This is a genomic window from Aliidiomarina maris, from assembly GCF_003987335.1.
GTDB lineage: Bacteria > Pseudomonadota > Gammaproteobacteria > Enterobacterales > Alteromonadaceae > Aliidiomarina > Aliidiomarina maris.
The window spans coordinates 26,503-51,575 of sequence record NZ_PIPK01000009.1; the positions used below are offsets into that span (position 1 = coordinate 26,503).

Consider the following 25,073-nt stretch of genomic DNA (forward strand, 5'->3'; position numbering starts at 1 on the left):
CCATGACAATTCGGCGAGTATTTTATGACAAAAAGTAACCAGTTTCATATGTTTTTTCGTATTTATTTGGTTATTAAGGGAACTTAATTTTATTACCCTAAATAAGAGTTACTAAACTAGCGGTTTTCACGGGCTAAATCATGAAATATGATCGGCAACTACTAGACCTTGGTCTAATCTTTCCTTGCGGTTGGAATGTGTAAACTAGCAGAACCGTTTAAAATAACGAAGCGAGAGCGACACATGAATGCAATTTTTGTCTTACTACTAGGTCTCGGCGCCATGGCGCTTGGGTACTTGGTTTACTCTAAATTCATTGCCGAACGGATTTTTCGGCTTGATCCGAACTTCAGGACGCCGGCACATGAGTTTGAGGACGGTGTCGATTTCGTCCCAACCAACAAATACGTGTTATGGGGCCACCATTTCACTTCAGTTGCTGGCGCAGCGCCAATTATCGGCCCTGCAATTGCGGTTATCTGGGGTTGGGTGCCAGCCTTTATTTGGGTGGTATTAGGTACCATTTTCTTCGCGGGTGTCCACGACGCCGGCGCGATCTGGGCAAGTAACCGCAATAAAGCGAAGTCGATTGGTGCACTGACGGGCGACGTCGTGGGCAAACGCGCACGTAGCTTGTTTATGATCGTCATCTTCTTGGTTCTGCTGATGGTGAACGCGGTATTCGCGACCGTTATTGCAGGCCTGTTGGTTGACTTCCCAAGTTCAGTGATTCCGGTTTGGGGTGCTATTTTCGTCGCGCTGATTATTGGTCAGCTGATTTACCGTAAGTACATCGGCCTTATTACTGTATCGATTGTCGGTGTGATTGCGTTATACGCGCTTATCGGCTTAGGTCCGGTCATGCCGATCAGCCTGCCGGAGAGCATTGGTGGTGTATCTGACCGCGCGACCTGGATTATGATTTTGTTCGGTTATGCAGCTATCGCATCACTATTACCAGTTTGGATGCTGTTACAACCACGAGACTATATTAATGGTTTACAGCTTTTCATCGGTCTAATCCTGCTTTACGCAGCTGTTATTCTGATGGGCCCGGAAATGGTTGCGCCTGCGTTTAATACCGATGTGCCCGAAGGCACACCGTCATTGATTCCGTTATTGTTCGTAACCATTGCCTGTGGTGCGATTTCTGGATTCCACGGCTTAGTAGCGGGCGGTACAACGTCGAAGCAGCTTGAGAAAGAAACCGACGCGCGTTTTGTTGGTTACTTCGGTGCCGTAGGTGAAGGCTCACTGGCATTGGCTGCAATTATCGCCGCTACGGCTGGTTTTGCGACGTTCGCGGACTGGAATGCCGTTTACTCTGCGTTCGGTCAAGGTGGTGTGAATGCCTTCGTTCAAGGTGGTGCTTACATTATTAATAACGGCATCGGCTTGGAAATTGGTTTAGCGGAAACTTTGCTGACGGTGATGGCGGTACTCTTCGCTGGAACCACGATGGATACAGGCTTACGTTTACAACGCTACATTTTCCAAGAGTGGGGCAGCATTTACGACATCAAATGGATGCAAAAAGTTATCCCAGCCACGCTGTTGGCGGTCGGTACCTGTTTGTTGCTTGCCTTTGGTGCAGGTGGCGCAGATGGTTCAGGTGGTCTATTGATTTGGCCTCTGTTCGGAACCACCAACCAGCTGTTAGCAGGCTTAACCCTGATGGTGATTACGGTTCTGTTAGTACGCATGGGCCGCCCAATGTACTACACTTTAATTCCATTGCTGTTCTTACTGGTGATGACGGTTGCAGCGCTACTGTTACAATTGAAAACTTTCTATGTCGCTGGTGACTGGTTCTTATTCACCTTAGACATCGTGGTGTTAGTGGCGGCTATCTTCATCGCTTTCGAATGTGCATCTACGTTGAGTAAGCTGCGCAAAGAAACTGCCAACAAACATGAAGATTCATAAGCTCACCGCAATTAAAGACTGGTGGCAAAAGGCGAATCACTTCGCGGAGGAGGCGTATAACGCCCCCTACCGCGCAGCGATTGCGCGAGCAAAACGCGAGCAGGATGATTTATTCATGCTGCTCGTTTTTTCTGACCTCATGGGCGTGCCGAACCCAGCCAGTTACTACACCCTCGAATTACAACCCTTACTGCTTGAACGATTCCATGACTGGCATATGCGAATGGGCATGGAAAAGTCACCTTTGGATCATTTCAAATGCTGTTAAATGATAAGAACGTCATCTTAGTCGGTGGCAAGGGCGGGGTCGGCAAGACCACGATGTCTGCCACGCTGGCGCTGCTCGCGGCCGCACGCGGGCGTAAAACCTTGGTGGTATCGACGGATCCAGCCCATAGTTTGGCTGATGCCTTTGGGGTCAAAGTGGGCGACCCGAAAGACACCTTAGGTGTGCGCTTGAAAGACAATTTGTATGCGCTCGAAATTGACCCCGATCGTGAGGTTAAAGCACATATAGAGCGTGTGGGTGCCGAGATGAAAAAGCTCACCCGGCCTGAAATGTTTGCTGAAATTGAGCGCCAACTGCGCTTAACCCAGCAATCCCCCGGCGCACAAGAGGCTGCGCTGCTGGAACGCATCGCAACCATTTTAGAGCAAGGGTTAGAGCAGCAAGATTTTGACCTGATTATCTTTGATACCGCCCCGACCGGGCACACCTTACGCTTGCTGAGCTTGCCAGAAGCGATGGCGGCTTGGACTCAAGGCTTGTTAAAGCATGATAGTCGGTCACAAAAGCTTGCTGGGGTGTTAGACCATTTAACCCCCAAAAAAGGGCGCGATATTGATAACCCGATGAGCGACCCCAAGCAACATGAGTCCGATGGCATGAGTGAGCGCAACCAAGCTATTAGCGAGCGCCTGCAGGCGCGCCAACGTTTGTTTCAGCGCACGCGTCGGCTTTTCACTGACCCGCAGCGTTGCGCTATTTTGTTCGTATTAACCCCGGAGAAGCTGCCGGTGCTGGAAACTCAGCGTAGCGTCGCGACACTGCAGCAGGAAAAGCTGCCGTTGGCGGGCTTGATAGTCAACCGGGTGCTACCGGAGGATGCCGACGGCGCTTTCTTAGCGCAGCGGCGTCAGCATGAACAGCAATATTTGGCGCAAATAGAGCAGTCGTTTGCTGCGATTGAACGCTTTTATGTGCCGCTACAGGCGATGGATATCGAAGGCATGCAAGGCTTAGAGCATATGCAAACACTACTTGCGCAAGCCAAGCTATAACGCGGCGCGCAAGCGAATAATACGGCCAGCCAACACAGACATGGCGGCGTGAACATTTGAACCTTTACAGGAGCAGTTATGAAAGCAGTATTAGCTCGACAAGGACAATTGCAAGATATAAAGACCGATAAGCCGACTGCAACTGGCTATGACCTATTGGTCGCCGTTGATGCGGTGTCAGTGAACCCTGTCGACACTAAGGTATTAGCGCGCGCTAAAGCCAGTGGTGATGAAAAAATCTTAGGCTTTGATGCCGTAGGTACAGTGCAGGCCATGGGTGACAAGGCGACTGGCTTTTCAGTTGGTGACCGCGTGTGGTATGCGGGCGATGTGACTCGCCCGGGCAGTAATGCAGAGTTTCAGTGTGTCGACGCACGTATTGCTAGTTTGGCACCTAAATCGGCGTCTGACGCGCAGGCAGCGGCAGTGCCATTAACTGCACTGACCGCCTGGGAATTGCTGTTCGACCGTTTACAGCTTGAATCAGACAACAGTGACCAAGTGTTGCTGGTCATCGGTGCTGCCGGCGGTGTCGGTTCGATGCTGATCCAGCTGGCTAAACACTTTACCAACGCCACCGTGGTGGCGACTGCGTCGCGTGACGAATCAAAAGCCTGGGTGACTGAATTAGGTGCTGATGTGGTACTCGACCATTCTGAGCCATTAAGTGCTGAGCTTGCGGCCGCGGGTTTAAAAGACGTGACCCATGTTGCGTCGCTGACGCACACCGACTCTTACTTTGAAGAAGTGGTTGGTATGATGCGTCCTCAAGGCCGTTTTGCACTCATTGACGACCCTGCAGAGCCGCTGGACATTAACGTGATGAAGCAAAAGTCATTGTCATTGCATTGGGAATTTATGTTTACTCGCCCAATGTTTAAAACCAAAGACATTGCCAAGCAGGGCGAGATACTACAGCAAGTTGCGAGTTTGATTGACGCGGGTAAATTGCGTTCAAGCTTGAACCAAACCCTGGCACCTATGGATGCGGCAACGCTGACAAAAGCCCATGAGTTGATCCGCTCACAACGTGCGGTGGGTAAAGTCGTGGTGACCCGCTAACGGCTCGCTAACGGGTCACGGCAGAAAAATAAAAGGGCATGCTTCGGCATGCCCTTTTCGCTTCTATACAACGCGCCTAGCGCGTAATGTCATCGGCGATGGGCATCATCATCGGTTGACTGCGAAGCGGCTCGATAGGTTGTTCTTCAAGCTGACGCTCTAGTAGCTCGAGCGCAAACTCCAGTTGCGCATCGCGGCCATTGAAGGTTGCGTGGGGCAAGTTATCGACTTCATAGTCAGGGGCAACACCGTAGCCCTCAAGCACCCAGCGACCGTCCATTGCAAACTGTGCGGTTTCAGCTACACGTGCGACACCACCATCGGCTAAGGTATTGCGACCCGAGAGCCAAACCCCAGCGCCAGCCGTGCGTTTACCGACTAATGGGCCTAACCCTAACGCCTTGACCCCAGCAGAGAAGGTTTCGCCGTCGGAGTACGTCAGTTCGTCAGTCAGCACCACCAAGTGGCCACGGAACGTCTGCTGCATATTGGTGTAAGGCGCGCCATGTGTATTCGGCTCCCAGAACGACCACGCGCGACGTAACAGCTTTTCGATAATCCAACTGTCAATGTTGCCACCGCGGTTACGACGTACATCAATAATTAAACCTTCACGTTCGACATTGGCATAGAACTCACGCGCAAAACTGGCGATATCGTTCGCGCCCATAGCATAGAGGTGCAGGTAACCAATATCAGCGTCACTGCGCTCGCTAATCACTTGGCGATTACGCTCAATCCAGTCTTCATAGCGCAGACGATGGTCACGTTGGACGCTGACTGGCTGCACCACGGTACGGTGGGTGTTACGGCCACGCTGTAATTCAATCAATACCGGTTTGCCGACTTGATTGCGTAGCGCTTGATGCAACTCAGCCGGGTTCGTTACGTGCTGTCCGTTGACTGCACGAATAAAATCACCCACTTGGACGTCTACGCCTGGTTGGGCAAGCGGTGAGGCTTGATTCGGTAGTTCCGGGTCGGTGCGATATACATGGCGGATGCGCACGCCATCTTGCGTGCTCTCCAGCGCAGCACCCAAGGTTGCAGCCTGTGGGCGCTCAGGGTTACTCGGATATTCACCGCCGCGTACCTGTGAGTGCAACACATTCAATTCGCTCATCATTTGCGCAAATAAGTCATCCAGCTCGTGGCGGTCTGTGACACGCGCAAGCAGCGGCTGGTACTTGTCACGGGTATTCTGCCAGTTCACTCCGCGCATATCGGCGTCAAATAGGAAATCACGATGCATCAACCATGCGTCACGGAACATTTGTTGCCATTCTTGCTGTGGTTTAAATGCAAGTTGCCATTGATTCGCATGATAACGCGCCTGAGTTAAGTCACTGGGCGCTTGTGCCTGCGTCCCGTGGCTATACATTTGGCGATCGCGTGTGCGCCAGAATATCTTGTCTGCATTGGCACTTAACTGATAGTCCGCGACCTGGCGTGCGAAGGTTGCCACCGTCGGGTTGCGCGCATCAATAGCAATGCTGACAAGTTCACTGTCCCAGCTGCCTGCGTCACTGCGCAACGCATACAAGAAGCCTTCGGCAGCACTTAGGTTACGATAATTATCGGCACTCACCGGAAGCTGCCATAAACGACCGGCCAGGCCGTCCCAATCGACGCGTTGACCACGGCGATTACTGCGTGCTTCATCCGCCGCAGCTTGGTTACAAACGCTCACCTCGCGCTCAGGTTCAAATGGGAAGCACGCTTGGGCGCGCAGACTCACTGCAAATATTTGCGCGCGGCGATCAAAGGCCGGGCCCATATTGCGATCCCCCCAAGGGGACGACGGTGTGGCACTGAAATTACGATTAGAAATGAAGTATAGCCAATCACCATTGGCACTAAACGCAGGTGAGAACGACTCATACTTATCGCTGGTTAACGTCTGTTCACGTTGCTCTGCGAGTGAATATAGCACCACACGCGGCCGCGAACCATCTTGGGCACTGCGCGTGAAGGCAAGCAATTCACTATCGGCCGACCAGACTATATCGCGGTAAGGCTGGTGGCCCCAGCCGCCACTGGCAATGCGATTGTTTGCACCATTACTGAGGTTTAATAGCCATAAATCGCCATTTTTATCGTCATGGGCAATGTATTGACCATTCGGTGACAGGTGCAGACCCCAGCGGAAGGTACTTGCGTTATCTGTCAATTGGCTGGCGCCACTGGAACCATCCGCCGGGAAACGCCAAATTTCGTTTTCACCACTGTGGTCATTCAAGGCGTAAACCCATTGACCATCATGGCTCAGCACCGCATTGCGCGAGCGGCTACCGGCAGGGGTACTGATATTAACAATGCGTTGATGCGCCCGACCTGCTAAGGCAATTTGCGAACGGGCGGTGATCGCCACGCGCTCTTGAGCGCCACTAAAATGGGTTGAGGTCAAGTACTGTAGTGGGTTATCCAGCCAGCGCTCCTGACGCTCAGTGAAATCACTGGTGAGCCGAATGTCTAAAGTTTCGCTCTCGCCCGTGGTGGTGTCGAGTAATTTAAGGTCGGCGCCATGCTGATACGCCACGCGACCTTGGTTTACACTGGCAGACCAAACTTGGAAATCGTTATAGGCGGTATGCTGAACAAAGTCTTGGCCATCGGCGTCAACTGACCAAATATTGGGTGTGCCGTCAGAGTCCGAAATAAAGTAAACCCGGGTACCGTCGACCATTGGGTTGCGGACCGAGCCAACGTGGTCGGCACTGATATGTGTCGCCTCTTGGTCACCCTGGGTAAAGCGCCACAGCTGACCCATGGCACCGCCCCGATAAATACGTGCATTATCCGCAGTTGCATCTTTTAAGCCGAAGCGTACAAAAAATAGTGACTCTGGGTTAATTGGGTTAATCGTGGTGGTGGTAACGCTATATTCACCATCGTCGTTTGGCTCAGCGCTTGGGGTTTCCACCACCAAGCCTTCTGCACGCAAGTTGTAACTACCCGCAAATGCATCGGTCAACGGCACTGTGCGGGTGTTTAAGTTACTTGGGTTTACTTCGCGCAACACCCATTGATTGGCAGGCCCCATCACATGGTCGGTGCTGTATAAAATTAGTCCTTCTGGGGTCCAACCTTGTACTCGGACACGGCTATTTTCAAAGGTCACACGCTTAGGAATACCGCCATCAATTGGCATCACGTAGGCTTCAGGCACGCCATCATAATCAGCAACAAAAGCCACCCATTCGCCGTCCGGGGAAATGCTGGCATAACGCTCTTCGGCAGCACTGGTAGTTAAGCGAACGGCTGAACCACCGCGAATATGGGCGCGCCAAAGGTCGCCTTCGGCAGTAAAAATGACAGTGTCTTGATGCAGTGCGGGGTCGCGATAATAGCCGCGATTATCATCGCCAGCCAAGGCTGGTGCAGAAACGCCAGCCAACAAGGTGCCCGACGCCAGGTATAGCGCTAACTTCATGCTCTTTTCCCGTATAATTATTTAACTGAAGTGTCCGGCGCCTTTTTACTCCCCAAACCGCCACTGAGCACTAATTGCAAGGCTTCGGCGGGTTTCATATCAAGGTTGCGGGTACAAGATTTGGGCACCATGATCATATAACCACCCACGTTGTACGCCATTGGTAAAAATACTGCAAGTTGTTCTTCGCCCAATAAATCAGCAATTCGATCGTTTTGCTCGGTGCCTTTTTTGGTCACAATACCAATCAACTCGACTTCTGAATTCGGCAGCTTCACCATCACCACAGACTCGTCTTCGAAGTTTTCCCCACTCATCACCTCAAACAGGTCTTGAATAATACCGTAAATCTTATTAATCCCGGGTATGGCGGCCAACACGCGACCTGGAATTCGCCACAACCTGGCACCACGTCGAGAGTAGGCGGAGAACCCGATGAGTACACAAATGAGTAGGAAGGCGATAAGTGCCATGCCGGGGATATACCAGTGCGGTGGTACAAACGTTTCAAGGGAGGGCGAAAGCCAGCCCTCAACGGTCATGAATACCCAGCGAACCAACTCAATCGTGATCACGATAGGTAAAACGATGAACAATCCGCGCAACATAAAGCGGCTTAGCTTGCTAACGGTTAAGCGCATTGGATACTCCTGAGATTAAGGCTAATAAGCTTATAACAAGGCAATTAAGCCTAGGATTAATAGCGCCAAGTTTGCCAGCCACGCTAGGCCAAAAAAGTAACTACGCGGGCTTGGGTTCTTATCGGTTGCGATAGCATAGTACAAAATCATATGAACGAGACGGCCAAATAGCATCACCCACACGAGCAAGGCGACCCAAAACGGGTTGGCGCCCGCGACGATAGCAAGGAAGCTCGCGCCCAACATAGTGCCTAAATTTTCTAAGGTGTTCTGGTGTGTGCGCCAAGCGCGAAAGGTAAAGTCCTGATGGCTCAAGTGCTTGGGCGGTGTGCCTGGTAAGGCTCCGGCTTCTTTCGCTTTACGGCCATTGCCAACCATCCACTGTACGAACACCATAAGTAAGAGTAAACCGACGCCAATTAGCGCGACACGGTAGTCGGAGAAATCAATTTGCATGTTGAAGTCCTAGTTGTTGTTTTGCCAGATAATGACGTTCCTACTGCGAAACACTTCGCGCAGCTTCCAGTGGTTGCGCAGCCAATGCAGTGCGGTTTCAGTATAGAAGCTGATATGCGTTGGGTCATTTAAATATCCCCAAGTGGCAAAATTTGTTTGCTCGTCGGGGCGTTGCATCATCACCGCAAGTAAGCCATTCGGGTTGAGGCAAGCGTGCAGTTGCTGCATCACGTGTTGCGGTTGAGCTAAATGCTCAAACACTTCGGTGGCGCAAATAAAGTCATAGCTATGCTGAAGGCGCTCAAGTTTCGGTGCGTAGTATAAGTCGTACACCTCGCAACGATGTCCGAGAGACTGAAGTAGGCTCGGCAATACTGGGCCCGGGCCAGCACCAAAATCCAGACCTTGTGCTGAGGTTTTACCTGCCGCGACCAATAGCGCATGTAGCGGCTTGCTGACCTGGGTTAGAAAATCGCGATACCCTGTGTCGTTCGGGTCATTTTGGTGTAAATCGTACAATGCTTTTTCATCCGTACTGCTGTAGCGCTGCGTAGGTGGCACTTGAATCAATTGGCAGTGGTTGCATTGCATGAATTGGCGGCCAGTTAAAGGACGCTGTTGGTGGGTGTGTATGAGAGTGTGGCCTGTGTGCCCACATAGCCCACACGCCCAAGAACTTTTCAGCTTCACAGAGTATCTCTCGCAATTAAACAGACGCGTCAGAATAACAAAAAAGCCGCTGCAAGCAGCGGCTTTTTCGCATTCAAACGAGTTTAGAAGCGATACGTTAAGCTGGCACCTAAGCTTGTGCCAGGGTCGCGTGCCTGCAAAATCTCGCCTTGTTGCAGGATTTCAGTGCGCTCACCCAAAATATTCTTTGCACTTAACTTTAAAGTTAAGCGCTCAGTTGGGTAATAACTATAGGTCGCATCCACCGAATGAAACGGCTGTTCGTAGGCGTCATCTTTGCCATCCACACCAGCGAAGTTAATCCGCGAGCCGAACACGTTGTAGCTCAAGGTCGCACTGTGGCGCTCATTGAACGAATCAAACCCAAGCTGCGCGTTAACCACGTATTGAGAGTGACCGCTCATGCGCCGTTCTCGATTGGTTATGTTGGACTCGCCCAATGGTTGAATCCGGATTTCTGAATCGCTCAAAGTCAGGTTACCAGCCACAAAGAACTGTTCCAGCCAATTAGGGGCCTGTTGCCATAAGCCGCCTAAGCGGCGCACAAACTCGGTTTCAACCCCGTACATCCGACCCTGCTCAGCGTTTCTAAATGACACCAATAAGTTGCCGTCAGAACCCAGAATTTCAACGGTTTCAATAGGCGAATCGATGTCTTTGTAGAAAGCACCCACGCTTAAGCTGTTGCCAGACGGTAGATACCATTCCCAGCGCAGATCCGCATTGTTCAACTTAGAGCTTTCTAAGCCAGCAAAACCTATCACACTAAAATCGGTAATAGGGTCAACGTACAGAACCGGCGTAACTTCACGTAGGTCTGGACGCACTACGGTTTGGCTGATACCAGCCCGTAACTGCATGTCGGGGTGGAACAACCAGGTGACCGCAGCGCTTGGGTACCAATCGTCGTCAAGCAACGGGTAATCGGCAGGGTTCCCTTCAATTTGACCGTTCGCAGGATTTAGCGGCAGGGCGACCTGGCGGAAGTCCTCGTAGCGAGCGCCTAAAGTAAAGCGCCAGGTGTCGTTATAGAGTGCGTCGAGACCCAGGTACGCTGCATCCAGTTGTTGGGCCGCCACATAGTCATCGGCTTGTGCTGTGATGTCTGAAATCGCAAAGTTTTTACTCGGATCCAAAATATTCTGATCTGAGAAAATTTGGCTAAACGATTGTTGCAGCTCTAGATTACTAAAGCCACGGCTATCGAACTTAAAGCGGTCTACTTCAGATTCACGGGCGCGCTGAAAATAGGTGTAGCCACTTTGGAATTCAAGTTGCCAGCGGTTGGTATCAATGGGTAAACGAACATCAACGCTACCATTTTCAGTGCTGTCACGCATATCAGCAAAGACGTATTGCACCGCATTATCGCTGCGCCGCAGCGCTGCTGTGGTGACACCGTCTGCGTTGGTGTTGCGTACATAGCGATACTCGACTTCGCCCGGTGCGTAGCGGCGTGCACGTGCATCCGTCCATTGCCAGTCGACACCTAGGTCCCATAACCATTCAAACGCATGCTTACCACGTATTTGGTTAGCGACCATGGTGCGCTCTTCGTAGCGCACCGAGTAGTCCATATTTTCGCGGTTCGGCTCATTAATGGTTTCAATGGAGTCACCGACTTTCAATTTCACTTCATCGGCGGTATCAAGCAGATAGATATGCGTGCCTTCAAGCCGATGGGTGTTGTCGTAGTTAATCCCCGCGCTCAAAATACCGGATAGCTGGGTGCTATATTCGGTGCCTGAGATATCGTCGTAACGAACTAGCGGGGTTAAATTACTGCCTTGCGTGATGGAAAAGTAACGCTCTTGCTCATCGATATTGCGGCTTGAGCTGTCATACGCGATTGAAGCCACGGCGCCGACTGTCCAGCGGTCGCTCAACTGAATGCGATCGCCATAGGTGACACTGGCGTCAAAGTCAGGACCAATGGATTTGTCCGTCACATCCATATTGCGGTTAAATGCTGTACCAAGTTCACGGTTGATTTCGCGTGCCTGGCTTAACGTTTGCGCATTTAGCGGTCCCAAAGTTCGCGCGATGGAGATAGTTTCCAGCGAGCCATAGGCATCCAGTGCCTGATTAATTTGGTTCGGCAGCGCGCGGGTGCCGTCATCACGTCCACGCCAATCGTCAGAGCCGCCTGAATACGTCAAACCATTGTCACTATTGAGAGTGTTAAAGCCAGTACCAAGGTTCACCTCAAAAATACGCTCACGGGGCAAACTCAGGGTGCGAATATTCACCCCACCACCACCAAATGACGCAGGTTGATCAACCGAGTAGCTTTTCAGTACCGCAAGGCTGTCAATGATACCTGTTGGGAACATGTCCAGAGGCACTACGTTACGGGTCGGGTCTGGGCTTGGCACCATAGCACCGTTCAGGAGAGTGCTTGAGTAACGCTCACCTAAACCACGCACATAAATAAATTTGTTATCTACCAAAGTTAAGCCAGTGACGCGTTTTAACGCAGCACCGACATCGGAGTCTCCGATACGGCCAATCATTTCGGCGTCCAGAAATTCACTGACTTGGGCCTGACCGCGGCGCTCTGCGGCGGTAATTGCGGCTGAGCTCAGTAAACGACCAGTGACTTGAATTCTTTCTACGCTGGGGCTGGCATTGCTTTCAACTGCTTCGGCTGTCGTGTCTGTCTCAGCCCATGCGGGCTGAGACAGGTAGGAGGCCGATGCGAGCGCAAGCAGAACTGACTTCGCCAAGGGGCGTAGGGTCAATTTTGAGTACGTCATCGTCATATTGCCTATTAGTTAGCTTGCAAGCCAATGGTCCACCCGCGAGTCCAGTCATAGTCAGCAGCTGCTGCCCCTACGAATGGCACCGTGATGAAAAAGTCGTCGCTGTCGAAGTCACGCGTCGGGTTTTCAATGATGGTCAGGTAACCATCAACCACGTCTGCCATGCTGTCTGCAACTGCATTGCCTTCCTGCGCTAGGAACCACTGCTCAGTCGTTTGCGTTGCGCTCACGTCGCCAAGGAATGGTTCAGAACAAGCAATCACGGAATGGGTCATTTCAGTCGTGAAATCAGCGGCAAGTGCCATCGATTCAGCCGAATTGAACTCCAGACATTCGCCCATGCCTTCCGGGCCTGTGACTAGCATATTGAATAATTTTCCAGTGGTACCTGCGCGCAGCAGGATGCCTTCTGAGTCTTTATCCGCAGAGGTATAGTCATTACCGATAATGGTCATGTTAGCAATAGTTGGATTGGACAGTGGCAGCGCAGTGAAATTACCTGATTGGTTGTCCGCTTCGATACCGCGGTTGGCTTCACCATTATGTATCGCAAGCATAAACTGAATGCGTCCAGTCCAGCCATCTGCCCAGTCAAGCGAGTCATCACCGGCACCCGTGGTCACGACATAACGCGCGTCTACGGTACCACCAAAGAACTCAATACCGTCGTCCAGGTTTTCATGCACTTGAATAAAGGCAACACGGGTGCGATTACCGACGCTACCAAAGGTAATCCCATTCAACTCGTTGTCTGGCAATACTTCAAAGCCTGCGTACTGCACACGTAAAAACTTCAACTTACCAGAATCGTCATCTGCATCACCGCCACCATAAGGGCCTGCATCGCCTTCAGATTCAATTGCACAGCTTGATGGATTGGCTTGATCACATTTGTTGCTTGGTGCATTACCGAGCAACACCAAACCACCCCATTGGCCTTTCTCAGTGCCTGCGCCAACTACATCCTGTAATGACGTCATCACGATAGGTGCATTCGGGCGACCTTCGGCGATAATCCGAGAACCACGTGAAATAGTCAGGAAATCCGCGCCATTTTCGCCGAACAGGCGTACACCTGGGTCAATAAATAGCGTGGCTGAATCGGCATTGTCATTACCAATGCGCACCAAACCATCTAACACATAGTCAGCGCCAACAGGTAAATGTAAATCTTCTGTGTAAGTGCCGCTTAGTTCACAGTTCAGCTTGTCGGTCACAGACGTGATCTGGGTGGTACCAGCTGGGCAGCTGATTGCCGAGAAATCGTTATGAAGGGCGTAGGTCCAATCTAAGGTCCAGTCGTTCTCACCATCAAACGCACCGATGTAATCCACTGCGTCGAACCAGCTGTCGACTTCGTTGGCTACGTTTAAGCCCGCACCCAGTGCAGGTGACACCGCAGACGGGAAGTAGCCGCCGAGCAGTGGGTCTTGGGTTGAGTTGCCAGGTTGCGCTAAGAACCAAGCCTCGGCGTCAAAAGTGGTGTTGCCATTGGCATCGACCGTATTTCTGAACGGCTCGCTGCATGAAATAATTGAGTGCTCGAAGCGCAAGTCGCCACTGTCCGCTTGGTCGACTGTGGCTTGGTCGTTGAGCTCAAAACATTCGCCCATGCCTGGTTCACCAGTAACAATGACATTATAAAGTTCGGCGCTGGTACCACGACGCAACAGGATACCTTCCGCGTCATCGTCCCCTTCCCATTCATTACCGATAATGGTCACATTCGAGATAATTGGGCGACTGCGCGGCGTCGCACTGAAGTTGGTTGAACTGTTGTCGGCTTCAATGCCACGGTTCGCTTTACCATTTACCGGGTTGTGCTGAATCAGCACGTGCTGCATACGGCCATTCCAGCCAGCGTCCCAGTCCAGTGAATCATCACCATTGCCGGTTAATACGACATATTTTGCATCGACAGTACCGCCAAAGAATTCAATGCCGTCGTCCAGGTTGTTGTGCACTTGAATATACTCGACGGTTGTACCAGCACCTACGCCACCAAACGTGATACCGTTAAGCTCATTGTCAGGCAGTACTTCGAAGCCTGCGTAGCGTACTTGCAAGTAACGTAAGGTACCGCTGTTATCATTGACGTCGCCACCGCCGTAAGGGCCAGCGTCACCTTCTGATTCAATTGCACAAGCATCTAAGTTGCTTTGGTCACATCCATTTACCGGCGCTTGACCAAGCAGCACTAAGCCACCCCATTGGCCAACTGAGTTAGCGTCGGTAAGGCCCAGCAAGTTCTGTAACGATGTCATCACGATAGGTTGGGTGCGCGTACCGTTCGCCTCTAGTTGCGAACCACGACGCACGACTAAAAAGTCGGCGCCACTTTTGCCAAACAACGTGGTGCCGCGCTCAATAGTCAGCACGGTATTGTCGGCTTTGTCGTTACCTACCGCCACACGGCCATCCAGTGCCCATAGAATGTCGTTGGTTAAGGTTCTATTTTCGGTAAAGGTGCCGCTGATTTCACACACTGGTAAGTTATACCCTTCAACCGCAGCTCCTGCAGTTGCCCAGCTTGGGCATGATGCGCCATTTGCAGGTGGGGGTGTGCCACCACCGCCACCGCCAGTTGGAGGAGGCGTATTGCCGCCGCCCGTATTGCCAGTGTTAATATTAATATCACCGCCGCAAGCGGCCAGGGTCAGGGCACCTGCAATCAGGCTAAGGCGAAAAAAGTTTTGCACGAACATGGAGGTCTCCGCGTGGAAGTTGTGAGAAAACGCGGTGAGTATGAAGTTTTAATATGACAGCTCAGTGATGAAAATGTGACGAAATGGCTGGATTTATGTGACGTATTTATGAACACTTTGAACACTGCGGGTTAAAAAAAGCCCCTGTGGTCAGGGGCTTAAAAATTTACACATCGTCAGCTAAAAAGCCACCAGATTGTCGGCGCCATAGCTTGGCATATAAACCATCTTGGGCAATTAGTTGTTCATGCGTACCCTCTTCAATCACCTCACCTTTGTCCATGACTATCAGCCGATCCATGGCGGCGATGGTGGACAAGCGGTGGGCAATCGCGATCACGGTTTTGCCTTCCATCAGGTTATAGAGGTTTTCTTGAATGGCGGTTTCCACTTCGCTATCAAGAGCCGATGTCGCTTCATCCAAAATAAGAATCGGTGCATCTTTTAGCATTACGCGGGCAATTGCAATACGCTGACGCTGACCGCCCGACAATTTCACCCCGCGCTCGCCGACATGCGCGTCATAGCCAGTGCGTCCTTGGTGGTCACTCAGGCCAGCGATAAACTCGTCAGCGTGGGCTCGTTTAGCAGCATGGATTAATGCATCTTCGTCAGCATCGGGGCGGCCATACATAATATTATCGCGCACTGAGCGGTGCAGTAACGAGGTGTCTTGAGTGACCATGCCAATGTGTGCGCGTAAGGTGTCTTGCTGCACCTGAGCAATGTCTTGACCGTCGATCAGAATGCGACCGCTTTGGACGTCGTAGAAGCGCAGCAGTAGGTTGACCAGCGTAGACTTACCCGCGCCTGAACGACCCACAATACCGACTTTTTCACCTGCGTTAATACGCAAGTTGAGCCGTTCCATCACGCCGCTCGCTTTGCCATAATGAAAACCTACTTGGTCAAAGGTAATCGCACCGTGTTGTACTTCAAGGGCAGGTGCTGCGGGTACGTCTTCTACTGTGCGCGACACCGCAATCGATCCAATACCATCTTGCACCGTACCTATGGCTTCAAATAGCTGGGTTAACTGCCACATCACCATTTGTGACATGCCAAATAAGCGCAGCACCAAACCAATCACCACGGCAACGGCGCCCAACGACACTGCTTCGTTGAGCCACAAACCAATGGCTAGTGCAGCGGAGCTAAATAGTAATAGGCAGTTAATGATGTACAACATGCCGTATAACTGGGTGACTAAGCGCATTTGTTTGTGCACGGTGACCAGAAACTCGTCCATCCCCTCGCGCGCAAATTTAGTCTCGCGCTCGCCGTGAGAAAATAGCTTCACGGTTTGAATGTTGGTGTAGCTATCGACAATACGTCCGGTCATGATCGAGCGCGCATCGGCTTGCTCTTGGGAAATCTTGCCGAGGCGCGGCACAAAGTAATACAGCAGCAGGCCATAAAGCACGACCCAAGCGGCCAGGGGCAACACCAAGCGCAAGTCAGCACTGCCGATAATCACGAACATCGCTAAGAAATACACACCGATGTAGTTGACGACTTCAATTAAACTCACCACTACCTGTCGCACTGACAGGGCAGTTTGCATTAATTTGGTCGCAACTCGGCCAGGGAACTCGTCTTGGTAATAACTCATCGACTGCTTGAGCAAAAAACGGTGCACCAGCCAGCGGATCCGCATTGGGTAATTACCCAAAATTGTTTGGTGTAAAAACAGCGACTGGAACCAGACCATCAAGGGTAAGCCAATCAATACCACCGCCGACATCGCTGCAAGCTGCATCCACTCATTGGCTAAGAAACTTTCACGCTCTTGCTCGGCTAACCAGTCAACGATGCTGCCAAGAAATCCAAACAGCCATACTTCAGTAATCGCAATCAGCGCCATTAAAATAGCGACTGCAACTAAGTACTTTTCAGACCCTTTGGTAAAGTGGTAGCAAAACGCAAAAAAGCCTTTCGGGGGTTGCGAAGGCTCCATATTAGGGAAGGGGTCGAGACGTTTTTCAAACCAGCGAAACATGCAGCATCCTTTACGGCTATGGGATAAACCCAGACACTTGAACAGGGCACTAGTATGCCACAAATTTAAGTCGCTGCTGTGACTAAAACATGGGTAAAAAATCGTTCAGTACACGCTTGATAATTCACTCATCCGCACCGATGTATTAGCTATTGCTCACTTAGCTTGCATTGGAGTTTCTATGCATCAACACCTGTTTCAACCGATTACCCTAAGTAAAACGCTGAGTTTGAAGAACCGCATTGCCATGGCGCCGTTAACTCGTTGTATGGCGGGCCCAGGCTTGGTGCCAACTCAAACCATGGCTGATTATTACGCACGCCGTGCCGATGTTGGCTTGATTATCTCTGAAGCGACGATTATTCGCGCCGACGCCCAAGGTTACCCGAATGTGCCTGGCATTTGGAGCACGGCACAGATTGAAGGTTGGCAGCGTGTCACTGACGCGGTGCATGCGAATGACGGTGTTATGTTTTGTCAGTTGTGGCATGTCGGTCGGGTATCCCATCAAATATTCCACGGCACGCGACCAGTATCAGCGTCGGCCATCGGCTTAAATGAGCGCATTCCGCGCATGCCGGGACTAACGTACCCAGTGCCGCGGGCATTGTCGGCCGGCGAAATTGAGCAATTAATTGAAGATTACGCAACAGCCGCCGCTAATGCGCGCGCAGCTGGCTTTGATGGCGTTGAAATACATGGCGCGAATGGCTACTTGCTCGATCAGTTCTTACATTATGCGAGCAATCATCGTGACGATGAATTTGGTGGCACACCTGAGAATATGGTGCGTTTCCCGCTGGCAGTGATTGATGCGGTGATCGATGCCGTCGGCGCTGATCGTGTGGGTCTGCGTTTGTCGCCAGGCGCGTATGCGCACATGAGCGAAGACAAGCGTGACAAGGCCGTTTTTGAGCTGCTGCTGAGTGAGCTCGAGAAACGTAATTTAGCCTATTTGCATGTGGGTATTTTTGACGACAGCATGACGTTTGAAAGTTTAGACGGACTGCAATCCAGTGTGTTCTTACGTCAAAACTACAAGGGCAACTTTATTGGATGTGGCAGTTATACCGCAGCCCAAGCGGACGCAAGTATTGCCAGCGGTGCCCATGACATGGTCGCCATTGGGCGCCCGCTGATTGCGAACCCAGACTACGTAAGCCGTGTACAACAGGGCGAAGCGCTGGTCGACTACGACGCCGATATGCTCAATACCCTAGTGTAAAGCGTTGCGTTAGGCTTGGTGTCTTTTGCTACGCAACTGATGCCAAGCCAAGCCTACGGCAATAAACGCACAGCCAGCCGCAAATACGGCACCATCAATGAAGAAAGTTAGTCCCACGCAACTGGCTAACCCTAGCCAAGACACCCATTTGGGTACAAATCGCTGGGCTGGCGCTACCTTCAGCGCGGCTAAATTGGTAATACTGTAATAGGCCAACACCGTAAAAGCGCTGAACGACCAAGCCAATTGCACATCGCCCAATAGCGCAAGTACTGCCATCACACCTGTGGCTGCGTACACTGAATTCGGTGCAGAGGTACGTGCGGCATTCAAATGCGCAAGGTGCGCGGGTAAGTCATTACGTCGGCCCATGGCTAATATGACGCGAGACACGCCTAAAATTAAGTTCAATATGACGCCCAGCAAGGCGATGGCAGCACCTACTAATACGACAACGCGCAGCCAATTCGCATCCGCCAGAGCGACCAATGCCAATTGTGTATCATCAACGGCTTGCGGCGCACTATATAAACTGGTGTGCAGCAATGCGTAGCCGATAAGCACATACAACAAGGTGGTGACTACCACGGTCACTGCAATTGCAATTGGAATGGTGCGTCTAGGGTTTGCCACCTCTTCGCCCATGGTCGCGATGCGCCCATAGCCTGTGTAAGCGACGAATAAGAGCGCCGCAGACCCCAAAAATTCACGCCAACCAATACTGTCAGCAATAGACACCTGATAATTCAGCACGTTAGCTTGCTGGGTTTCGTCGGCCGTTAGCACCGCGTATAGCGAGAAGATCAGCAGCGCACCGATGCTGCTACATACAATCACTAAGTTGGCAGTATTTGAGCGTCGCATGCCCCCATTCACCAATATCATTAAAGCCAATAGCACCAACAGGGCAAGGGGGATTTGCAGGCCCAGTGGTAAACCAAGCGCGGGCAACACGTAAAGACCAAATGCGAGAGCCGCGGTCGCAGCCGACGCGCTCTTTGCTGCCACAAATAACCAGCCTGCGATAAACCCAGCCCATGGGGTTAAAAACTGGTAGCCGTATTCGTAGGTTCCGCCGCTCACGGGGTGAACCGCGGCAAGCTGGGCGCTGGATAAACCATTACAGGCGGCGACTAAAGCCGCGATTAGGATAGCGAATAGCACCCACGAACCCGCCATTTCGGTGGCAAGAGCAATCGATACGTAGGCGCCGGTGCCAACAATCGCGCCAAGCCCTAGAAGCACAGCGCCTGGTAAGGATGTATGGCGGACAAGTTTAGGTGATGACATGAGAGCCCCTGAATTGCATGCGTATTGTTTTATTATATGGCAATTTTATGACAATTAGGTGACAACTCAGCTTAGGCGGACGCCAATGCCACTTGATTACGGCCACGCTGCTTCGCTACATACAAAGCTTTGTCCGCGGCACTAATCAGTTGCTCCGCGTTGCCATCTTGGTATAGCGCGACGCCTGCGGTGATAGCCATCAATATCCACTGGGCGCTGATAGGTAATTGCCCAATAATCTGCCGATTGGTCATAATACAAGCCTGTCCAAGCGGGACCGTATTGTGCGAGTAAGCGTGTGGCTATCACCACCCGGGCTTTGAATTCGTCGTCATGGGGTGCTTCGTAGCGACCAATGAAGCCGCTGACATCACGAATGGTGAGCGGCCCATCCGTCAGCCCATGGGCCAAGGCGGGGCGCAAGCGGTGGATGCCGTCCGTGGCTTCTACCCACTGCTCCATAGTAAGGCAGTAGGTCAGCAAAATGAGAACGCTGGTAGATATCGGTAAAAGCCTCAGCCAGCAGTTGGGTGTTTTGCTCGGCCTGAATAAATGGCCAGCGCTCGCGCTCAATTCGACTTAGGCTCTGGACTTTCAATTGCTGCACGGTTTGTTGCATCTCGTGCTGATAGGTGTAATTAAAATACAGCCCACCGATCAACGCCACAGCAAGTATGGACGATAGCGAGATCATCACTAGTAGATGGGTCGTGAGGCGGCGATAGCGGCGTCTAATTATTTTCATTCTAATTTAACGAACAATCAACTTCGCCCAGCTTACCCAGGAGTTAATTCCCAGGCAAGCTAGGTTTGTATGCGTTCGTAAAAATTTAGCGAGTCAGTCGTGATAGCGTGCAAGCGGTCTGCTGTGCACGAATTAAAATGGTCTCGAAACGGCGTATTAACGCTTTATCCGCCTCCGTATGCTGCAGTTGATAGAGTGTATGCAGCAAGTGCAAGGCATCGGCAAAGTGGCCACATGCTTGATCGTCATGGGCAAGTTTGAGCTCAGTGGCTGCTAGCAGAATGACTGCGGTGCAGTAATCTTCGGCACGTTCAGCGCACAGCTTAGCGCGTAAATCGACCTCACTAATACACACGCAAGCTTGCAAGCAGATGTACGCCGCCTCGTAGTCGCGGGCTTGAAGTGCGGTGGTACTTTTACGCATCAGCTGGTGAAACTGAGAGTCCTGCTTTGCCTGTTCAAACATACACGATCCTCCAAAGTTTCATCTAACTTAGTGCAATTGAGAATCGTTATCAATATGTGTGGATTATTTTTTCTCCGTTTTAACCTTGAACGTCGAGTTGTCCGCACGTTCTGGTAAGCGAGCCACTGTAATGCCCGATAGTAGTAACAAGGCCGCAGAGATGATTAAGCAGGCCACCAAACCATGTTGTTGATACACCCAGCCGGATAACACAGTGCCAAGTAAGCGGCCGGCAGCGTTGGCCATATAATAAAAGCCAACATCCATCGACACCCCGTCAGCGCGTGCATAAGCCACAATTAAATAGCTATGCAGTGACGAATTAATCGCAAACAGCACACCGAAGATCATCAGCCCAATCACCAAACTCGGTGCTGGCGCTATGCCCAGCCAAAGCGCAGCGGCGATGGCGAGTGGGCTTAGGGTCAATGCCATTGCCCAGATGCGGGCTTGGCGGTGTTCGGGTATTTGGCTACGCTGGGTTAACTTGGGCGCGAGCCCTTGAACCACGCCATACCCTATCACCCAAGCGGCTAAAAAGCTTCCCACTAGCCAGTTGCTCCAGCCGAGTTGGCTGGCCAGGAAAACCGGCAAGGCGACGACAAACCAGACATCGCGCGCACCAAATAGCAGTAATCGAGCCGCCGCCAAGATATTAATTGGGCGACTCTTTGACCACATATCTTTGAATTTGGGCTTAAACTTGGCTTTGCCAACGTCCCGCTTGAGGCTGATTAAACTGGCTAACCACACCAAGCCAAGCCCAATGGCCATCGCTAGAATGGCACCCTGGAAGCCAAGCAAGGTAAGTAGTAACCCGCCTAAAAAGAAACCCACACCTTTCAGTGTGTTTTTCGAACCCGTCAGAATGGCGACCCAGCGATACAACTGCCCTTGCTGATTATCAGGCACCAACAATTTAATGGTGCTTTTGGCACTCATTTTATTTAGGTCTTTAGCGATACCAGACAATGCTTGAGCGACCATCACCCAGACCAGGCTTAGCCAATGCGGCGGTACCAACAACATAGATAACGCAGCAATTTGTAAACCTAAACCGATATTCATCGTGCGGTTTAAGCCAAAGCGAGCGCCTAGCCAGCCACCAAATAAGTTGGTCACCACGCCAAATAGCTCGTAGAACAAAAATAGCATCGCAACTTCCAGCGCACTGTACCCAAGCTGGTGGAAATACAGTACCACCAGCATACGCAGTGCGCCGTCAGTTAACGTAAACGCCCAATAATTGCCGGTTACAATCAAATATTGGCGCACCGCAGGTGACAAGGTTGCTAGCATGCAGCGACCTTGGCAACCAGTTCAACGGCGCGGTTCGCATAGCCCCATTCGTTGTCATACCAAGCATAGAGTTTGACGTGGGTGCCATTGATGACTTTGGTGGAGAGTGCATCGATAATGCTCGAGCGTGGGTCTGTCTTATAATCGATAGACACTAACGGGCGCTCTTCATAACCCAAAATACCTTGCAATGATGACTCGGCCGCTTGTTGCATCCAGCGATTAATCTCCTCAGCACTGGTCGCGCGTTCGACTTCAAACACACAGTCGGTCAACGATGCATTAGCAAGAGGCACGCGTACCGCATGGCCGTCAATCTTGCCTTTAAGCTCAGGAAAAATTTCCACAATGGCAGTGGCCGAGCCCGTCGATGTTGGAATCAGACTCATGCCACAGGCGCGTGCCCGACGTAAATCTTTGTGCGGGGTGTCTAAAATACTTTGGGTATTGGTAAGGTCATGAATGGTGGTGATTGACCCGTGGCGAATACCGATATTGTCCTGCAATACTTTAACCACAGGCGCCAAGCAGTTCGTGGTACACGAGGCTGCAGTCACAATACGGTGCTTTGCAGGGTCGTATAGATGATCGTTGACGCCCATCACGATATTGAGCGCACCAGGCTCTTTTACTGGGGCCGAAACCACGACACGTTCAACGCCTTGGTCCAAATATGCGTTCAGCAATGCCACGGTTTTCATCTTACCTGACGCTTCAAGCACCACGTCGCATTGACTCCAATCAGTATCGGCAATCGCTGTATTATTGGTCAGCGTAATCCCTTGGCCGTTAAGCACTAAGCTACCATTGTCTGCCTCGACCTGGTGTTGCCAACGCCCATGCACAGAATCGAAATTGAGCAGGTGTGCAAAGGTCGCTGCGTCTGCGGCAGGGTCATTGACTTGCACTAGCTCAAGTCCAGGGTGCTCACTTACAATTCGAAAGGCTAGGCGACCAATGCGGCCTAAACCATTGATACCAACTTTTACTGTCATACTTTACCTCTAAAAATTTAGCCGCAACTGCCATCAACTGGGCTCAGGGCATCAGGAATCAGGTGCGGGTGATGGGCGGCACTATCGCGAATAACGCTTGCCATCCAATCAGCCAGCGCAGGATTGATACGGTAATACACCCAACGCTTGTCTCTGCGGTCAGTCAATAAGCCGTATTCACGCAACTGCGCGAGGTGGCGTGAAACTTTGGGCTGCGACATCTGGGTGCTGTCGACGAACTGACACACACACACCTCGCCATGGCGATGTAAGGTTAAGATCATCTGCAGCCGCAACGGGTCACTCAGGATCTTGAAAAACTCATGGGGGGCATCAAATAAGGTGGCGCGTTGGCTTTGCTTGCGTGCAATCAGCAAGAACATACGAATACGTTCTGTCAGTTCATGGGCGGTCACCCGAAAGGCGTCGCTGCGCTGACTTGCCACTGGGTCCGGGAAGTCCCAAGCAATAAAGGTGTTATCTGTGCATAAGCTCTGGCATTCAGTGCGCGCGCGGTCGCACAAGCTAATCACATAATCGAACGTGGCTATATCAAGTTGATCAATGGACTTAGAATGCAGACCGTCTGTGCTAATGCCAGCATCAGATAGCGCTTTGAGCGCTTGCGGCTCCGGTCGTGTAGGCAAAGTACCCGCACTCACCACCTCAAAGTCAGAACCTGCAAACTGACGGCATATCGCCTCAGCCATAATAGAGCGCGCCGAATTGGCGGTGCACAGAAACAAAATACGCGGACGAACATGCTCAATTGACATACGTAACACCATACATATGGGAATTCATATATATGGTATTGCGTATGTGTTTTTTTGGCAAGTATTTGTTGAGCTGTTTACACTGACTCGCCGCACACATGCGCGCTCGACCAAGCCCACTGGAAATTGTAGCCACCCAGCCAGCCGGTAACATCCAACACTTCGCCGATAAAATAGAGTCCCGGCTGAATATTGCTTTGCATGGTTTTTGAGCTGACCTGGTTGGTATCGACGCCGCCTAAGGTGACTTCTGCGGTGCGATAACCTTCGGTGCCGTTGGGTTTTACTGGCCAGGCATGCAGGCGCTCGGCGATATCACTGAGTTCTTGGTGGCTATAATCTGCCATATTTTTAAGCGGCCATTGCTCGCGCTGCAAAAGCATACTGACTAAACGCTTGGGTAGCTGGCTACTTAGCCAAGCTTTGAGCCCTGACTTGGGTTGCTGCTGTTTCACTTGCTTCAATGCTTCGAGGGCGTCAATCTCAGGCAACAAGTTAAGCCAAACTGGCTCACCAGGCTGCCAGTAGGACGAAATTTGTAAAATGCTTGGGCCGCTTAATCCACGGTGAGTAAATAACATGGCTTCTTTAAAGCTGGTCAGGTGATTACCTGCGACCACATCACACGCGGTGCCAGCTAAAGGCTCAAATTGAGCTTTATCAGCGTCATGCAAGGTAAATGGCACTAAGCCTGCGCGCACAGGAAGCACCCGATGGCCAAATTGTTCGGCTAATTTAAAGCCAAACGGCGTGGCACCTAATTTCGGCATCGACAAGCCGCCGGTGGCCACCACCAGCGCATCGGCCAGATAATCGCCTTGGTTGGTGGCGACTCTATATTGCTTGGCGTCATTAACAGTCACGCTGGCTATCTCAGTGCGAAGCTGCACTCGTGCGCCTGCGTCGCTGCATTCCTGGAGCAACATACGCACGATGTCTTTCGCGGAGTCGTCACAAAATAACTGACCTAATGTTTTTTCATGATACGCAATGCCGTGGCGCTCAACTTGGGCGATAAAGTCCCATTGGGTGTAGCGACTTAATGCGGATTTACAGAAATGCGGGTTGGCGCTGATAAAATTCTCAGGGCTGGTAAACATATTGGTGAAGTTACAGCGCCCACCGCCGGAAATAAGGATTTTTTTCCCTGCCTGCTTCGCGTGGTCAAGCACTAACACGCGTTTTCCGCGTCGAGCTGCGGTGGCTGCACAGTGTAAGCCTGCGGCACCCGCTCCCAAAACAATGACATCAAACTGCTTAGAATCCATGAACTTAGCGCCAAGGTGAAAGAAAACGATTGGCACTAGGCCAAGAATAGGCGC

Annotated in this window: 20 protein-coding genes; 5 read left to right on the top strand and 15 right to left on the bottom strand. The window is 51.5% G+C overall.

Translation table 11 applies throughout. The features are described from left to right. Positions 1 to 243: 243 nt before the first annotated feature. The 4 genes from CWE07_RS10000 to CWE07_RS10015 all read left to right on the top strand — a co-directional run bounded on the left by CWE07_RS10000 (position 244) and on the right by CWE07_RS10015 (position 4,269). On the top strand, positions 244 to 1,926 hold the full coding sequence (locus CWE07_RS10000; protein ID WP_111569812.1) for a carbon starvation CstA family protein: 1,683 nt from the start codon (positions 244 to 246) through the stop codon (positions 1,924 to 1,926). Then, a complete protein-coding gene (locus tag CWE07_RS10005) occupies positions 1,913 to 2,194 on the top strand; it encodes a cory-CC-star protein (RefSeq protein WP_111569811.1) in 282 nt (93 codons plus the stop codon). The genes CWE07_RS10000 and CWE07_RS10005 overlap by 14 nt, the downstream gene beginning before the upstream one ends. Then, positions 2,185 to 3,207, top strand: a complete 1,023-nt coding sequence (locus CWE07_RS10010; RefSeq protein WP_111569810.1) for an ArsA family ATPase — start codon at positions 2,185 to 2,187, stop codon at positions 3,205 to 3,207. The genes CWE07_RS10005 and CWE07_RS10010 overlap by 10 nt, the downstream gene beginning before the upstream one ends. Before the next feature lie 78 nt (positions 3,208 to 3,285). Further along, a complete protein-coding gene (locus CWE07_RS10015; protein WP_111569809.1) occupies positions 3,286 to 4,269 on the top strand; it encodes a zinc-binding alcohol dehydrogenase family protein in 984 nt (327 codons plus the stop codon). Between the two features lie 76 nt (positions 4,270 to 4,345). On the opposite strand, the gene CWE07_RS10020 is transcribed toward CWE07_RS10015, so the two are convergent. The 7 genes from CWE07_RS10020 to CWE07_RS10050 all read right to left on the bottom strand — a co-directional run bounded on the left by CWE07_RS10020 (position 4,346) and on the right by CWE07_RS10050 (position 16,955). Continuing rightward, entirely contained in the window at positions 4,346 to 7,702 is a 3,357-nt protein-coding gene (locus tag CWE07_RS10020; protein ID WP_111569808.1) for a S41 family peptidase, read from the bottom strand. 17 nt (positions 7,703 to 7,719) lie between these two features. Beyond that, on the bottom strand, positions 7,720 to 8,343 hold the full coding sequence (locus tag CWE07_RS10025; protein WP_111569807.1) for a DUF502 domain-containing protein: 624 nt from the start codon (positions 8,341 to 8,343) through the stop codon (positions 7,720 to 7,722). Between the two features lie 30 nt (positions 8,344 to 8,373). Next, complete coding sequence (locus CWE07_RS10030) at positions 8,374 to 8,799, bottom strand: MAPEG family protein (RefSeq protein WP_181452281.1); 426 nt, start codon at positions 8,797 to 8,799, stop codon at positions 8,374 to 8,376. A 9-nt stretch (positions 8,800 to 8,808) separates the two neighbouring features. Continuing rightward, positions 8,809 to 9,390: a class I SAM-dependent methyltransferase gene (locus CWE07_RS10035; RefSeq protein ID WP_111569806.1), complete on the bottom strand. Its 582-nt coding sequence runs from the start codon at positions 9,388 to 9,390 to the stop codon at positions 8,809 to 8,811. Positions 9,391 to 9,572: 182 nt separating this feature from the next. Then, a complete protein-coding gene (locus tag CWE07_RS10040; RefSeq protein WP_111569805.1) occupies positions 9,573 to 12,245 on the bottom strand; it encodes a TonB-dependent receptor domain-containing protein in 2,673 nt (890 codons plus the stop codon). Positions 12,246 to 12,259: 14 nt separating this feature from the next. Continuing rightward, positions 12,260 to 14,956 (bottom strand): hypothetical protein, encoded by a 2,697-nt coding sequence (locus CWE07_RS10045; RefSeq protein WP_111569804.1) that lies wholly within the window; start codon positions 14,954 to 14,956, stop codon positions 12,260 to 12,262. Positions 14,957 to 15,122: 166 nt separating this feature from the next. After that, positions 15,123 to 16,955: an ABC transporter ATP-binding protein gene (locus tag CWE07_RS10050; RefSeq protein ID WP_111569803.1), complete on the bottom strand. Its 1,833-nt coding sequence runs from the start codon at positions 16,953 to 16,955 to the stop codon at positions 15,123 to 15,125. A 181-nt stretch (positions 16,956 to 17,136) separates the two neighbouring features. Between CWE07_RS10050 and CWE07_RS10055 the strand changes: the two genes are divergently transcribed. After that, a complete protein-coding gene (locus tag CWE07_RS10055; protein WP_111569802.1) occupies positions 17,137 to 18,180 on the top strand; it encodes an alkene reductase in 1,044 nt (347 codons plus the stop codon). A 9-nt stretch (positions 18,181 to 18,189) separates the two neighbouring features. Here CWE07_RS10055 and CWE07_RS10060 read toward each other — a convergent pair whose 3' ends face one another. The 8 genes from CWE07_RS10060 to CWE07_RS10095 form a co-directional block, all read right to left on the bottom strand. Continuing rightward, positions 18,190 to 19,470 (bottom strand): APC family permease, encoded by a 1,281-nt coding sequence (locus tag CWE07_RS10060; protein ID WP_111569801.1) that lies wholly within the window; start codon positions 19,468 to 19,470, stop codon positions 18,190 to 18,192. Between the two features lie 71 nt (positions 19,471 to 19,541). Next, positions 19,542 to 19,724: a diguanylate cyclase domain-containing protein gene (locus CWE07_RS10065; protein WP_111569800.1), complete on the bottom strand. Its 183-nt coding sequence runs from the start codon at positions 19,722 to 19,724 to the stop codon at positions 19,542 to 19,544. 116 nt (positions 19,725 to 19,840) lie between these two features. Beyond that, positions 19,841 to 20,215: a hypothetical protein gene (locus CWE07_RS10070; RefSeq protein WP_111569799.1), complete on the bottom strand. Its 375-nt coding sequence runs from the start codon at positions 20,213 to 20,215 to the stop codon at positions 19,841 to 19,843. Positions 20,216 to 20,300: 85 nt separating this feature from the next. Beyond that, positions 20,301 to 20,681 carry a hypothetical protein gene (locus tag CWE07_RS10075; RefSeq protein ID WP_111569798.1) on the bottom strand — a complete coding sequence of 127 codons (381 nt, stop codon included), beginning with the start codon at positions 20,679 to 20,681 and terminating at the stop codon, positions 20,301 to 20,303. A gap of 63 nt (positions 20,682 to 20,744) precedes the next feature. Next, the gene (gene arsJ / locus CWE07_RS10080; RefSeq protein ID WP_111569797.1) at positions 20,745 to 21,980 is read right to left on the bottom strand and encodes an organoarsenical effux MFS transporter ArsJ; all 1,236 of its coding nucleotides are present in this window, start codon (positions 21,978 to 21,980) and stop codon (positions 20,745 to 20,747) included. After that, a complete protein-coding gene (locus CWE07_RS10085; protein ID WP_111569796.1) occupies positions 21,974 to 22,975 on the bottom strand; it encodes an ArsJ-associated glyceraldehyde-3-phosphate dehydrogenase in 1,002 nt (333 codons plus the stop codon). Before CWE07_RS10085 ends, arsJ begins: the two co-directional genes overlap by 7 nt. 17 nt (positions 22,976 to 22,992) lie before the next feature. After that, positions 22,993 to 23,751 carry a metalloregulator ArsR/SmtB family transcription factor gene (locus tag CWE07_RS10090; protein ID WP_111569795.1) on the bottom strand — a complete coding sequence of 253 codons (759 nt, stop codon included), beginning with the start codon at positions 23,749 to 23,751 and terminating at the stop codon, positions 22,993 to 22,995. 77 nt (positions 23,752 to 23,828) lie between these two features. Further along, positions 23,829 to 25,019 carry a BaiN/RdsA family NAD(P)/FAD-dependent oxidoreductase gene (locus tag CWE07_RS10095; RefSeq protein ID WP_111569794.1) on the bottom strand — a complete coding sequence of 397 codons (1,191 nt, stop codon included), beginning with the start codon at positions 25,017 to 25,019 and terminating at the stop codon, positions 23,829 to 23,831. Positions 25,020 to 25,073 lie beyond the last annotated feature (54 nt).